10 protein-coding genes are annotated in these 14,049 nt (G+C 73.5%); 3 read left to right on the forward strand and 7 right to left on the reverse strand.

The window, feature by feature from the left end:
• Positions 1-16 precede the first annotated feature (16 nt).
• Genes L1785_RS13445 through L1785_RS13465 form a run of 5 tightly spaced genes read right to left on the reverse strand, consistent with a single transcriptional unit; the run spans position 17 to position 6,181 of the window.
• A complete protein-coding gene (locus tag L1785_RS13445; protein WP_236089783.1) occupies positions 17-700 on the reverse strand; it encodes an HAD family hydrolase in 684 nt (227 codons plus the stop codon).
• The gene (fgd, locus tag L1785_RS13450) at positions 697-1,698 is read right to left on the reverse strand and encodes a glucose-6-phosphate dehydrogenase (coenzyme-F420) (RefSeq protein ID WP_236089784.1); all 1,002 of its coding nucleotides are present in this window, start codon (positions 1,696-1,698) and stop codon (positions 697-699) included. Before fgd ends, L1785_RS13445 begins: the two co-directional genes overlap by 4 nt.
• A gap of 10 nt (positions 1,699-1,708) precedes the next feature.
• Complete coding sequence (locus L1785_RS13455; protein ID WP_236089785.1) at positions 1,709-2,647, reverse strand: hydroxymethylglutaryl-CoA lyase; 939 nt, start codon at positions 2,645-2,647, stop codon at positions 1,709-1,711.
• Positions 2,640-4,637: an acetyl/propionyl/methylcrotonyl-CoA carboxylase subunit alpha gene (locus L1785_RS13460; protein WP_236089786.1), complete on the reverse strand. Its 1,998-nt coding sequence runs from the start codon at positions 4,635-4,637 to the stop codon at positions 2,640-2,642. Before L1785_RS13460 ends, L1785_RS13455 begins: the two co-directional genes overlap by 8 nt.
• A gap of 5 nt (positions 4,638-4,642) precedes the next feature.
• Entirely contained in the window at positions 4,643-6,181 is a 1,539-nt protein-coding gene (locus L1785_RS13465; protein WP_236089787.1) for a carboxyl transferase domain-containing protein, read from the reverse strand.
• Between the two features lie 25 nt (positions 6,182-6,206).
• On the opposite strand from L1785_RS13465, the gene L1785_RS13470 reads away from it, so the two are divergent.
• The gene (locus L1785_RS13470) at positions 6,207-6,758 is read left to right on the forward strand and encodes a TetR/AcrR family transcriptional regulator (protein WP_236089788.1); all 552 of its coding nucleotides are present in this window, start codon (positions 6,207-6,209) and stop codon (positions 6,756-6,758) included.
• Positions 6,759-6,763: 5 nt separating this feature from the next.
• Here the strand turns inward: L1785_RS13470 and L1785_RS13475 are convergent, their stop codons facing one another.
• Entirely contained in the window at positions 6,764-7,933 is a 1,170-nt protein-coding gene (locus L1785_RS13475) for an acyl-CoA dehydrogenase family protein (protein WP_236089847.1), read from the reverse strand.
• A 116-nt stretch (positions 7,934-8,049) separates the two neighbouring features.
• Here L1785_RS13475 and L1785_RS13480 point away from each other — a divergent pair, with 116 nt between their 5' ends.
• The gene (locus L1785_RS13480; RefSeq protein ID WP_236089789.1) at positions 8,050-8,817 is read left to right on the forward strand and encodes an enoyl-CoA hydratase-related protein; all 768 of its coding nucleotides are present in this window, start codon (positions 8,050-8,052) and stop codon (positions 8,815-8,817) included.
• 12 nt (positions 8,818-8,829) lie between these two features.
• On the opposite strand, the gene L1785_RS13485 is transcribed toward L1785_RS13480, so the two are convergent.
• On the reverse strand, positions 8,830-9,939 hold the full coding sequence (locus L1785_RS13485; RefSeq protein ID WP_236089790.1) for a GNAT family N-acetyltransferase: 1,110 nt from the start codon (positions 9,937-9,939) through the stop codon (positions 8,830-8,832).
• Between the two features lie 193 nt (positions 9,940-10,132).
• Here L1785_RS13485 and metH point away from each other — a divergent pair, with 193 nt between their 5' ends.
• A complete protein-coding gene (gene metH / locus L1785_RS13490) occupies positions 10,133-13,645 on the forward strand; it encodes a methionine synthase (protein WP_236089848.1) in 3,513 nt (1,170 codons plus the stop codon).
• The last annotated feature ends 404 nt before the right edge of the window (positions 13,646-14,049 follow it).

The following is a 14,049-nucleotide window of genomic DNA, read 5'->3' on the forward strand; positions in this document are numbered from 1 at the left end:
GGCCGGCCCGAGCCACTCAGCCGACCAGCAGCTTGGCGAGCGCCTCCGGGGTCTCCGCGAGCGCCACCGCGCCCGCACCCTCCAGCTCGCCTGGCGAGCCGTAGCCCCAGCCGGCGCCCACGGTCGGCACGCCGTGCACGGCGGCCCCCTCGACGTCGTGCTCGCGGTCGCCCACCATGACGACGCCGGCGCCGGGCTGCCCCAGCGCCGAGAGCGCCCGGGCGATCACGACCTCCTTGCCAGCCGTGATGCCCGCCCCCTCGGTCTCGGCGCCGAAGACACCGCCGAGCCCCCCGTGGAGCGTCCGGTGCAGCCCGAAGTGCTCCACGACCCGCACGGCGTACGGCTGGGGCTTGGCCGTCGCGATGACGGTGACCAATCCGGCGTCGGCCAGCGCCTCGAGCAGCCCGGGGATGCCCGGATACAGGGAGTTGTCGAGCATCCCGACCCGCTCGAACTCCCGCCGGTACGCGGTGATCGCGAGCGCCGCGTGCTCGGGTCGCAGCCCGTGCCGTTCCAGGCTCAGCCCGAGGGGCGGCCCGACGAACGTGCGCAGGACGTCGTCCCCCGGCACCGGCATCCCCAGCGTGGCGAACGCGTGCCGCAGCGACGCCACGATGCCCGGCGCGGAGTCGGTGAGGGTTCCGTCCAGGTCGAGCAGGACGTGGGTCACGCGCGAGGGCAGGGCGAGGGCAGTCACAGCCCGCGGAGGAGCGGCAGCACGTCCTCGCCGAACTGCTCGAGGAAGCGGCGCTGGTCGTGGCCCGGTCCGTGCACCACCAGGTGGTTGAAGCCCGCGTCCAGGTAGGGCTTGATCTGGGCGACGGCCTCGTGCGGGTCGGACGCCACGACCCAGCGCTTCGCCACCTGCTCGATCGGCAGCTCGTCGGCGAGGCGCTCCATCTCCTCGGCGGACGACACGGAGTGCTTCTGCTCGGGGGTGAGCGACAGCGGCGCCCAGAACCGGGTGTTCTCCAGGGCGGTGTCCTCGTCGCGGTCGTAGGAGATCTTGAGCTCGAGCATGCGGTCGAGGTCGTCGAACGAGCGGCCTGCCTTCTCGGCGCCCTCCTTGACGGCCGGGACCAGAGCGTCCGTGTAGAGCTCCATGCCCTTGCCCGACGTGCAGATGAAGCCGTCGCCCACGCGGCCGGCGTACTTGGCGACGAGCGGCCCGCCCGCGGCGACATAGACCGGCACGGGACGCTCGGGCCGGTCGTAGATCGTCGCGTCGACCAGCGTGTAGTGGTCGCCCTCGACCGACACGGACTCCTCGGTCCAGAGTCGGCGCATCAGGTCGACCGCCTCGCGCAGGCGCGCGAACCGCTCCTTGAACTCGGGCCACTCGCGGCCGCTCACAGCGATCTCGTTGAGGGCCTCGCCGGTGCCGACGCCGAGCATCACGCGGTCGTTCGTGAGCAGCGCCAGCGTCGCGAACGTCTGCGCGATCACCGCGGGGTTGTAGCGGAACGTCGGCGTGAGCACGCTCGTGCCGAGCCTGATCCGGCTCGTTCGCTCGCCGGCGGCCGCGAGCCACGCCAGGGCCGACGGCGCATGCCCGCCCTCGTGCCGCCACGGCAGGAAATGGTCCGACACCACGGCGCTGTCCAGGCCGGTCTCCTCGGCCAGGACCGCGAGCTCGACCAGGTCTCGCGGGCCGAACTGCTCCGCGGACGCCTTGTAACCGATCTTCAGGGTCATGTCCCCATCCTCACCCATCGGCCAGAGCTCGGACGACGCGGCTCGGCGCCGGCCGGCCGAGCACCCCAGCCAGCCACGTGCTGGTTGCGACGAGCCGGTCCAGGCGCACCCCCGTCTCGATCCCGAGCCCGTCCAGCATCCACACGAGGTCCTCCGTGGCGAGGTTGCCGGTCGCCGACTCTGCATACGGGCAGCCGCCCAGCCCGCCCGCGGACGCGTCGAACGTCGTCACCCCGTGCCGCAGCGCCGCGAGCACGTTCGCGAGCGCCTGCCCGTAGGTGTCGTGGGCGTGCAGCGCGAGGACGTCGTCGGGCAGCCCGGCCTCGTTGAGCGCGTCGAGCAGCGCGACGACGTGCCCGGGCGTCCCGACGCCGATCGTGTCGCCCAGCGAGACCTGGGACGCGCCGAGGTCCACGAGGCGACGGGCAGCCCCGACAACCTGCGCGACCGGCACGTCGCCCTCCCAGGGGTCGCCGAAGCACATGCTCACGTACGCCCGCACCCGCATCCCGGCGTCGCGCGCCCGGGTCATCACGGGCTCGAACATCGCGTACTGCTCGTCGAGCCGGCGGTTCAGGTTGCGCCGCGCGAACGACTCGGTGGCGCTGGCGAACACCGCCACGTGCCGCAGGCCCAGCTCGAGCGCCCGCTCCAGCCCGCGCTGGTTCGGCACCAGCACGGGCAGGTCGCGCGCCCGGTCCCCCAGCGACGAGGCGAGCGCGTCGAGGACCTCCTCCGCGTCGGCGAGCTGCGGCACCCAGCGCGGGTGCACCAGGCTCGTCGCCTCCACGACGGGCAGCCCGGCGTCGAGCAGCCGCCGGACCAGCTCGACCTTCACCGCGGCGGGGACCGTCGTCGGCTCGTTCTGCAGCCCGTCCCGTGGGCCCACCTCGTAGACGGTGACCCGCGACGGCAGCGCGGGGTCGGGCACCACCTGCGGGCTACGCACCGGGCACCTTCCCGGACGCCCCGGGATCGTGCACCTCGAACAGGACCTGCCGGGCCGCGACCCGCTCGCCCGCGGCGGCACCGACGGTCACGACGCCGTCGGCCGGCGCCGTGAGCGCGAGCTCCATCTTCATCGCCTCCAGAACGCCGAGGGCCTGCCCGCGCTTCACCCGCTCGCCCGGCCGCACGTCCACGCGCGTCAGGGTCCCGGGCATCACCGCCAGCACGACGCCGTCGCCCGCCTCCGCCTCGCGCACGCTGGACCCGTCCGGGCGCGCGAACCGGAACGTGTGCCCGCGGTGCGCGACCTCCACCGCCCGCGGCCGCACCTCGACCACGAACCGGCCGACGACGCCGTCGACCTCGAGGAGCCCGTCGCCCGCGTCGCGCACGACGCCCGCCCGCACGACGCCCGCCCGCACGACGCCCGCCCGCTCGGCAGCGTCCCGGCCGGCGCCCGACGCCTCGCGCACCTCGCCCTCCCCGGAAGGCGCCCGGGCGACCACGAGGACATGCTCGCCGAGCTCCACCCAGGCGGGCCCGGGCGGCCCGCCCGCCCGCCAGCCGTCGCCGCCGAGGGACGTGATCGCCCAGGCCGCGGCGACGAGCGCCGACCACGGGTCGGGCGGGTCGACCTCGTGGCCATCCAGCCACGCCGTGTCCACCTCGCCGTCGCGGAACGCGGCCGAGTCCGCCAGGGCCCGGAGGAACCCGGTGTTGGTGGTCAGGCCCAGGATCGCCGTGTTGTCGAGGGCCCCGACGAGCGCCTGACGGGCAGCCTCGCGGTCCTCGCCACGGGCGATCACCTTGCCGACCAGAGAGTCGTACGCAGCGGGCACCACGGTCCCGTCCTCGATACCGGCGTCGACGCGAACCCCCGCGGGCCAGCGCACGCGGGTCGCGATCCCGGCCTGCGGCAGGAACCCCGCGTAGGCGTCCTCCGCATTGATCCGGGCCTCCATCGCATGTCCGACGACGTTCACCTCCGCCTGCGTGAACCCGAGAGGCTCCCCGGCGGCGATCCGCAGCTGCTCGGCGACGAGGTCGAGCCGCCGCCCGGCCACGATCACGACCGCCTCGGTGACGGGGTGCTCGACCTGGAGGCGGGTGTTCATCTCGAGGAACCACGCCTCTCCCCCGGCGGTCTGCCCCGGATCCCCTGGCACAAGGAACTCCACCGTCCCGGCCCCCACGTAGCCGACCTTCGCCGCGAGCTCCACGGCCCAGGCGTGCAGCCGCTCGCGCAGGCCGGGCGTCAGCCACGGGGCGGGCGCCTCCTCGAGCACCTTCTGGTGCCGGCGCTGCGCGGAGCAGTCGCGCTCGTGCAGGTGCACCACGTGACCGTGCGCGTCGGCGAGCACCTGCACCTCCACGTGCCGCCCGTGCTCGACGTACCGCTCGAGCAGCACCGTGTCGTCGCCGAACGCGGCACCGGCCTCGCGGCGGGCGGCGGCGACGGCAGCGTCCAGCCCGGCCGGGTCCCGGACCACGCGCATGCCCTTGCCGCCGCCGCCGGCCGCCGCCTTGACGAGGAGCGGAAAGGTGAGGTCCCCGATGGTGGCGGACCGGCCGGCGTCGGACGGGAGGACGGGGAGCTGCTGCAGCACCGGGACGCCCGCCGCGAGTGCGATCTCGCGGGCGGTGTCCTTGCGGCCCATGGCGGCCATCGCGTCGGGCGGCGGGCCCACCCAGACGAGGCCCGTGTCGAGGACCGCCTGCGCGAAGCCGGCGTTCTCGGCGAGGAAGCCGTAGCCGGGGTGGACGGCGTCGGCGCCCGTCCGCTCGGCGGCGGCCAGCAGCGCGGGGATCGACAGGTAGGACTCGGCGGCGGGGCCCGGGCCGACGCGCACGGCGACGTCGGCGGCGCGCACGTGGGGCGCGTCGCGGTCGGCGTCGGAGTACACGGCGACGGTCCGCAGCCCGAGCCGGCGAGCCGTGCGCAGGACCCGCAGGGCGATCTCGCCGCGGTTGGCGACCAGGAGCGTGTGCATGCGGCTCACATCCGGAAGACGCCGTAGGAGGGCTCGGCGATCGGGGCGTTCGCGGCCGCGGCGAGCCCGAGGGCGAGGACGCGCCGGGTGTCGGCGGGGTCGATGATCCCGTCGTCCCAGAGGCGGGCGGTCGCGTAGTAGGGGCTGCCCTGCGTCTCGTACTGCTCGCGGACGGACGCCTTGAACGCCTCGGCGTCGTCGTCCGCGAGGTCACGCCGGACCGACGCCAGGACCGACGCCGCCTGCTCGCCGCCCATGACGGAGATCCGGGCGCCCGGCCACATCCACAGGAACCGCGGGTCGTACGCGCGGCCGCACATGCCGTAGTTGCCCGCGCCGAACGACCCGCCGAGCACCACGGTGAAACGCGGGACCGTGGCGCACGACACGGCGGTGACCAGCTTCGCGCCGTCCTTCGCGATGCCGCGGTTCTCGTACTCCTTGCCGACCATGAAGCCCGCGATGTTCTGCAGGAACACCAGCGGGACGCGGCGCCGGTCGCAGAGCTGGACGAAGTGCGCGCCCTTGAGCGCCGACTCGGAGAACAGGATCCCGTTGTTCGCGACGATCCCGACCGGGTACCCGTCGATGTGCGCGAAGCCGCACACGAGCGTCTCGCCGTAGCGGGCCTTGAACTCGGTCAGCCGGGACCCGTCGACGATCCGCCGGATCACCTCCCGCACGTCGTAGGGGGTGCGCGGGTCGGAGGGGACGTCGTACAGCCCGTCGGGGTCGAGCTCCGGCTCCTCGGGCACGTCACGCTCGATCGACGGCGTGGGCGCCCGGGTCGTCGCGACGATGTCGCGCACGATCCGCAGGGCGTGGGCGTCGTCGTCGGCCAGGTGGTCGACGACGCCCGACGTCGTCGCGTGCACCAGGCCGCCGCCGAGCTCCTCGGCCGTGACCACCTCGCCCGTCGCGGCCTGCACGAGCGGCGGCCCGCCGAGGAAGATCGTGCCCTGGTCGCGCACGATGACGCACTCGTCGCTCATCGCCGGCACGTACGCCCCGCCGGCGGTGCAGCTGCCCAGCACGGCGGCGACCTGCGGGATACCTGCCGCCGACATCCGCGCCTGGTTGTAGAAGATCCGCCCGAAGTGCTCGCGGTCCGGGAACACCTCGTCCTGCAGCGGCAGGAAGGCGCCGCCCGAGTCGACGAGGTAGACGCACGGCAGGTGGTTCTCGGCCGCGACCTGCTGGGCCCGCAGGTGCTTCTTGACGGTCATCGGGTAGTAGGTGCCGCCCTTCACCGTGGCGTCGTTGGCCACGACCAGGCACTCGCGGCCCGCGACCCGCCCCACCCCGGCCACGACCCCGGCGCTCGGCACGGCCCACTCGCCGCCGTACAGGTCGTAGGCGGCGAGCGCCCCGATCTCCAGGAACGCGCTGCCCGGGTCCAGCAGCCGGTCGACGCGGTCGCGCGCGAGCAGCTTGCCGCGCCCGGTGTGCCGGTCCCTGGCGTGCTCCGGCCCACCCTCGCGCACGCGGGCGAGGCGCTCGCGCAGCTGCGCCGTGAGCTCACGCAGGTCCGACTGGTTAGCCATCGTTAACCCCCCATACACTCCCTGCGTGACCCCTCGCCGCCGCCAGATCCTCGACACGGCGGCCGACCTGTTCGCCGAGCGCGGCTTCCACGGCGTGTCCGTCCACGACATCGGCGCCGCCGTCGGCGTCTCCGGCCCCGCGCTCTACAAGCACTTCGCGGGCAAGGAGGACATCCTCGGCCAGTGCCTGCTGCATGCCTCCGAGCAGCTCCTCGCCGGGGCGAGGGAGCGTGCCGCCCTGCCCGACGACGACGGCGCCGCACCGCTCGACGCCCTCATCGGCTGGCACGCCGAGTTCGCCGTGAGCCGCCCGTCGCTCATCGTGATCCAGGAACGCGAGTGGCGCACGCTCGGCCCGGACGTGCGCACCCAGGTCCGCGAGCGCCAGCTCGCGTACATCGGGGTCTGGACGGACGCGCTGCGGCCGCTGCGCCCCGACCTCGGGCCGGCCGAGGCCCGGGCGGCCGTCCAGGCCGCGTTCGGCCTGCTCAACTCGACGCCGCACAGCGCGCGGATCGGGCGCGACGCCATGCAGGCCCTGCTGACCCGCATGGCGCGCGCCGCGCTCCTCTCCTGACAGGGTCATTCGACCGGGAGCCCCAGCCCGCGCGCGATGAGCATGCGCTGCAGCTCGGACGTGCCCTCGCCGATCTCCAGGACCTTGGCGTCGCGGTAGAACCGGGCGACCGGGCCGTCCTCCATGACGCCGTACCCGCCGAACACCTGCGCCGCGATGCGCGTGGCCGTGACCGCGGACTCGGTGGCGTACAGCTTGGCGATCGAGGCAGCCTGCCGGAACTCGACCACCGGCGCGCCGGTGTCCTTGAGCGCCGCCGCGCGGTAGGTGAGCAGGCGTGCGGCGTCGAGCATCACGGCGAGGTCGGCGATCTGGAAGGCCACGCCCTGCTTGCGGCCGATCGGTCCGCCGAACGTCGGGCGCACCCCGGCGTGCTCGACGGCGAGGTCGAGCATGGTCTGGAGGCATCCGACGGCGAGCGCCGCCACGGCGACGCGACCGCTGTTGAGCGAGGAGACGAGCAGCTTGAAGCCGTTGCCCCGTTCCCCCAGCAGGTTGCCCTCGGGCACGTGGACGTCCCGGAGGATGATCGGGTGGGTGTCGCTGATGCGCCAGCTCATCTTGTCGTGCGGCGGCTCGACGATGTAGCCGGGGCTGTCGGCCGGGACGACGATCGCGCTGAGCTCAGGGCTGCCGTCGGGGTTGGTCCCGGTCCGCGCCGCGACGGTGCAGACGCTCGTGATCGGGGTGCCCGAGTTGGTGATGAACTGCTTGGCGCCGTCGATGACCCACTCGCCGTCGCGCAGCTGCGCGGTGGTGGCCATGGCGTTCGCGTCGCTGCCCGCACCTGGCTCCGTCAGGCCGAAGGCGCCGAGGCTGCGGCCGGCCACGAGGTCCGGGAGCCACCTGGCCTGCTGCTCGGGCGTGCCGTTGGCGAGCAGCGGGTTGATCCCGAGGCCGACGGCGGCGCCGAGCGTGATCCCGAGCGACTGGTCGACGCGGCCGAGCTCCTCGACGGCGAGGCACAGCTCGGTCAGGCCGCCGCCCGAGCCGCCGAGCTCCCTCGGTGCGGTGAGGCCGAAGAGCCCCAGGTCGCCCATCTTCCGGACCACGTCGACCGGAAAGTGCCGGTCGCGGTCCCACTGCTGCAGGTGGGGCGCGATCTCGGCCTGGGCGAAGTCACGAACGGTGCTGCGGAGCTTGGTGTGCTCCGGAGACTCGTGTGCGGTATGCATGTTAGGCATGTCACAAAGGTTAACAACCGTTAACCTGGTCCGCCAGGACCCACGCGTCCGGACCGACGAGTCACCCACGAGCCACCCGCGCGCAGTCCACGCAGAGGAGCATCCCGATGCCCGACCACGTCGCGTACGACGTCGCCGTCGCCGAGCCGCCCGGCGCCCCGGGCGTGCCGTACGCCCGGGTCACGCTCGACGCGCCGCACCGCAACGCGCTCTCGACGGCGCTGCTCGACGAGCTCCAGGCCGCGTTCGACCGCGCCGCGGCCGACGACGTCCGCGCCGTCCTGCTGCAGGGCGCCGGCCCGGCGTTCTGCTCGGGCATGGATCTCGCCGAGGCGCTGGCCGACGGCGTCGCCGCCTCGACGCACCGGCTGGCCGGGTTGCTGCGCACGATCCTCGCGCTGCCCAAGCCCGTGGTGGCGCGCGTGCACGGGCCGGTGCGGGCGGGCGGGATCGGGCTGGTCGCCGCGTGTGACGTCGCCCTGAGCGCCGACACCGTGACCTACGCGTTCACCGAGGCCCGCCTCGCGCTGGCGCCCGCCGTGATCTCGCTGACGGTGCTCCCCCGGATGACGCCGCGCGCCGCGTCCCATCGCTTCCTGACCGGGGCTCCCTTCACCGCGGCCGAAGCAGCGGCCTGCGGCCTGGTCACCGCCGCCGTCGCGCCGGACGCGCTCGACGACGCCGTCGCGGCGGTGCTCGCCGACCTGGCCCTGGGCGACCCGCAGGGACTCGCCGCGACCAAGGGCGTGCTCAACGCCGACGTCCTGCGGCACTTCGACGAGCGGGCCGGCGACCTCGTGGACCTGTCCGTCCGGCTGTTCGCGTCCGAGCCGGCCCGGGCCGCGATGGCGACGCTGCTGCGGCGGCCCGGGTGACTCGCAGCCGGGTCAGAGCTCGATCGCGTATGCGCGGTTGCCGTGCACCTTCTCGTAGCCCAGGGACGCGTACAGCCCGTGGGCGCCGGACGGGTTCTCGGTGTCCACGTCGAGGTTCGCGTACTGCATGCCGTCGGCGGCGAACGCGCGCATCGCCCGGGCGAGGAGCGCGACGGCGATCCGGCGCCCGCGGTACGCGCGGCGCGCGCCGAGCAGCTCGGTGTAGCCGAAGGTGTACCCGTGCACGGGCCAGTCCTCCGAGTACCGGCCCGCCAGCTGGTGCCCGACGACGAGGGGCGCCCCCGCGCGCAGGGCCGCCGCGGTCTCCGGGTCCGTCTCCGGGTCGGCGAGCAGCCCCGCGACGTCGGGGGCCTCGTCGACCACGAGGAACGACCATTCCGGGGCGAACTCGCTGCGGCCGTGGACCCACGCCTCGGGGGTGCGCGGCTCGCTGCCCCAGTGATCCCGGAAGGAGTCGTTGTGGGCGAGGCGCGCCGCGTCGTCGAGCTCGGCCGACCACGGCACGAGCCGGAGCGACCCGTCGAGCTCGAGCTCGGGGATCGGCGCGGCCAGGTCGCGCCGGAGCTCGGAGAAGTACCGCACCGGGCGGAACCCGGCCCGCTCGTAGAGGCGGTGGGCGGCCTGCGGGGCGTCGTCCTCTGCGTACACGAGGATGCGGGCGGGCAGGTCCTTGCCCGACGCCGCGAGCTTCTGCCGGGCCCGGGCCAGCGACCAGGCGAGGACCTCCCGTCCGATACCTTCGCCGCGCCGCGCGGGGTGCACGCCGCCGTCGAGGAAGCTGCGCACGGTGCGGGTGTCGCCAGGGAACGAGTCGACGGTCGCGAACGCGCGCGGGACGCCGTCGGCGTCGAGCCCCAGCAGGCTGTCCGTCGCCGGGTCGCGCCAGGGGGCGCCGAACCAGTCCTGCACCTCCGCGAGGGTGTACCGGTACGGTGCGCGGTCGGCCTCGAACATCGTGTTCTGGAGGTCGAGCATCGCCGGGGCGTCGGCCGACGTGGCGGGCCGCCACGTGAGACCCCCGGCTTCCGGGACGGGCAGGGTCGCGGGCGCCTGCGCCCGTTGCGCGATGGGGGCCAGGGTCTGCGGCGCTACGTGGGACATGCCGACAACGCTAGGCGAGCGACCGCCGTCGGGCACGGGGAATTTCCCCGTGAAAGACCGCCTGGTGGGCGTCGCGGCGGGTGTTGGTGAGCGCGATTAGGCTTCCAACGTGACCCTGATCGACGCCCCCATCCCCTCCGGCACCTCCGCGGCGACCGCCGCGGACGCCCGCGCGGCCGCGCTGCTCGACGCGATGCGCCACCGGGTGGTCGTCGCGGACGGCGCGATGGGCACGATGATCCAGGCTGCCGACCCCTCGCTGGAGGACTTCGAGGGGCACGAGGGCTGCAACGAGATCCTCAACGTGACACGCCCGGACGTCATCGCGGGAGTGCACGACGCGTACCTCGCGGTGGGCGTGGACGCGATCGAGACGAACACCTTCGGCGCGAACTGGTCCAACCTGTCCGACTACGGGATCGAGCACCGGATCCGCGAGCTGGCGCGCGCCGGCGCCGCGATCGCGCGCGAGCGCGCCGACGCGTTCAGCACGCCCGACCACCCGCGCTGGGTGCTGGGCTCGATGGGCCCCGGGACCAAGCTGCCGTCGCTGGGGCACGTCCCCTACGCGAACCTCAAGGACACGTTCCGCGAGCAGGTGGTCGGGCTGCTCGACGGCGGCGTCGACGCCGTCCTCGTCGAGACCAGCCAGGACCTGCTGCAGGCGAAGGCCGCAGTGACCGGGTCGCGCGAGGCGATGGCCGAGGTCGGGCGAAAGGTGCCGGTCATCGTGTCGGTGACCGTCGAGACCACGGGCACCATGCTCATGGGCTCCGAGATCGGCGCGGCGCTGACGACCCTGCAGGCGCTCGGGATCGACGCGATCGGGCTGAACTGCGCCACGGGGCCGGACCTGATGAGCGAGCACCTGCGCCACCTCGCGCACCACGCCGAGGTGCCGGTGACGTGCATGCCGAACGCCGGCCTGCCCGTGCTGGGGCCGAACGGGGCGTCGTACCCGCTGACCCCCGACGAGCTGGCGGCGGCGCACGCGCAGTTCGCCGGCGAGTTCGGGCTGGGGCTCGTGGGCGGTTGCTGCGGCACCACGCCCGAGCACCTGCGTCTCGTCGTGGAGGCGGTGCGCGGCCGGTCCGTCACCGAGCGGCACCCGGTCCGCGAGAACGGCGTCGCGTCGCTCTACTCCCACACGGACCTGCACCAGGACGCGTCGTTCCTCGCGATCGGCGAGCGCACCAACGCCAACGGCTCCCGCGCGTTCCGCGATGCGATGCTCGCGGGGAACTGGGACGAGGTCGTCGAGATCGCCCGCGCCCAGACGCGCGACGGCGCCCACCTGCTCGACGTCTGCGTCGACTACGTGGGGCGCGACGGCGTCGCGGACGTGCGTGAGGTCGTGTCGCGGCTCGCGTCGGCCTCGACCCTGCCGCTGGTCATCGACTCGACCGAGCCGGCGGTCATCCAGGCGGGCCTCGAGCTCGTCGGCGGGCGCGCTGTCGTCAACTCCGTGAACTTCGAGGACGGCGACGGCCCGATGTCGCGGTTCGCCCGCATCATGCCGCTGGTCGTGGAGCACGGCGCCGCCGTGGTGGCCCTCACCATCGACGAGGAGGGCCAGGCGCGCACCGCGGCCTCGAAGGTGGCGATCGCGTCCCGGCTCATCGACACCCTCACGCGTGACTGGGGCATGCGGGTCGACGACATCATCGTCGACGCCCTGACGTTCCCCATCGCCACCGGCCAGGAGGAGACGCGGCGCGACGCGATCGAGACGCTCGAGGCGATCCGCGAGATCAACCGGCGCTACCCCGGCGTCCACACGACCCTCGGGGTCTCGAACGTGTCGTTCGGCCTCAACCCCGCGGCGCGGACCGTGCTCAACTCGGTGTTCCTGCACGAGGCGGTGGAGGCCGGGCTGGACTCGGCGATCGTGCACGCGGCGAAGATCCTGCCCCTTTCGTCCATCCCGGACGAGCAGCGGCAGGTCGCGCTCGACCTGGTCCTGGACCGCCGGGAGCGGGACGCCGAGGGCAACGTCACCTACGACCCGCTGTCCCGCCTGCTCGAGTTGTTCGAGGGCGTCGACTCCGCGGCGATCCGCGACGCGCGGGCCGCCGAGCTGGCCGAGCTGCCCGTGGGCGAGCGCCTCGCCCGGCGCATCGTCGACGGCGCCCGCAAGGGCCTCGAGGGCGACATCGACGAGGCGCTGGCCTCCGGGATCCCGGCCCTGAAGATCGTCAACGACCACCTGCTCGAGGGCATGAAGGTCGTGGGCGAGCTGTTCGGGTCCGGCCAGATGCAGCTCCCGTTCGTGCTGCAGTCCGCCGAGGTCATGAAGGGTGCGGTCGCGCTGCTGGAGCCGCACATGGAGCGGGTCGAGGGCGAGACGGGGTCCAAGGGCACGATCGTGCTGGCGACGGTCCGCGGCGACGTCCACGACATCGGCAAGAACCTCGTCGACATCATCCTCACCAACAACGGCTACACCGTGGTGAACATCGGCATCAAGCAGACGATCGGCGCCATGATCGGGGCCGCCGAGGAGCACCGGGCCGACGTGATCGGCATGTCCGGGCTGCTCGTGAAGTCCACGGTGGTGATGAAGGAGAACCTCGAGGAGCTCACGTCGCGCGGTCTCGCGGGGCGCTGGCCCGTGCTCCTTGGCGGCGCCGCGCTGACCCGCACGTACGTGGAGGACGACCTCGCGTCGATGTTCCCCGGGACGGTCCGCTACGCGCGCGACGCGTTCGAGGGCCTGCGGCTCATGGAGCCGCTGGTCAAGGTCGCTCGCGGGGCCTCGCCCGATTCGGTGGGGCTGCCCCCGCTGAAGAAGCGGCGGCACGCGGTCGTCACGGTCACCCAGACCGCCGAGGAGGACCTGCCTGCTCGGTCCGACGTCGCGGCCGACAACCCCGTCCCCACCCCGCCGTTCTGGGGCACCCGCATCGTCAAGGGCCTCCAGCTCGCGGACTACGCGGCGTTCCTCGACGAGCGGGCGACGTTCATGGGTCAGTGGGGGCTGAAGCCGGGGCGCGGGGACGACGGAGCCTCGTACGAGGAGCTCGTCGAGACCGAGGGCCGCCCGCGGCTCAAGGAGTGGCTCGACCGGATCCGCACCGAGCACATCCTCGACCCGTCGGTCGTGTACGGGTACTTCCCGGTGTGGTCGGAGGGCGACGACGTCGTCGTCGCGCACCACGAGGGGCCCGACGGCGGCTCCGGCGGGCCCTACGGCACCGAGCGGCTCCGCTTCCACTTCCCGCGGCAGCGCCGCGACCGGCACCTGTGTCTCGCGGACTTCGTCAAGCCCCGCTCCTGGGTCGAGGAGACCGGACGGTTCGACGTGCTCCCGGTGCAGCTCGTGACGGTGGGCGACACCGTCGCGGCGCACACCGCGCGGCTGTTCGAGGAGAACAAGTACCGCGAGTACATGGAGCTGCACGGCCTGTCCGTCCAGCTCACCGAGGCGCTGGCGGAGATGTGGCACACGCGGGTCCGCGGCGAGCTCGGGTTCGGCGACGAGGACCCCGCGGACATCGAGGGCATGTTCAAGCTCGACTACCGGGGCGCGCGGTTCTCGCTCGGCTACCCCGCGTGTCCCGAGATGGAGGACCGGCACAAGGTCGTCGCGCTGCTCCGGCCGGAGCGCGTCGGCGTGACCCTGTCCGAGGAGCTGCAGCTGCACCCGGAGCAGTCGACCGATGCCTTTGTGTTCCACCACCCGGAGGCTAAGTACTTCTCCGTCTAGGTTCTCGGACGGCTCGCGTCGGACCAGGTCTTCGGCATTCTGGCTGGTCAGAGGCCTGGGCGGATTCCCGGGACTCCCGTATCCAGACGTCGCTGGACGTACCTCACCGTACCAAAGCGTGCAGTAGACGTGCAGCGGTCGAGGCCTCCGCGAGGGCCTGGGAGTGCCCGCTGCACGAAATAGGCCCTGACCTGCGGCGTTGCTAGGCGTCGTTGCACGAATTGCCGCCTGACCTGCGGCAACGCCGGTCATCACACTGGCTCCGCGCGCCTCAGACTAGACGTCGAGACGAGTTAGGCTGGCCGCCACCCGGCGAACCGGGTGAAACCCGCATGGAGCTCATTTCGCTTCGGCGCCGACTCGCCTACGCTGGTCGGGCTGTTCTTGCAGTTAGCAGCGCCACA

The sequence above is a fragment of the Antribacter soli genome, assembly GCF_021568775.1.
GTDB lineage: Bacteria > Actinomycetota > Actinomycetes > Actinomycetales > Cellulomonadaceae > Antribacter > Antribacter soli.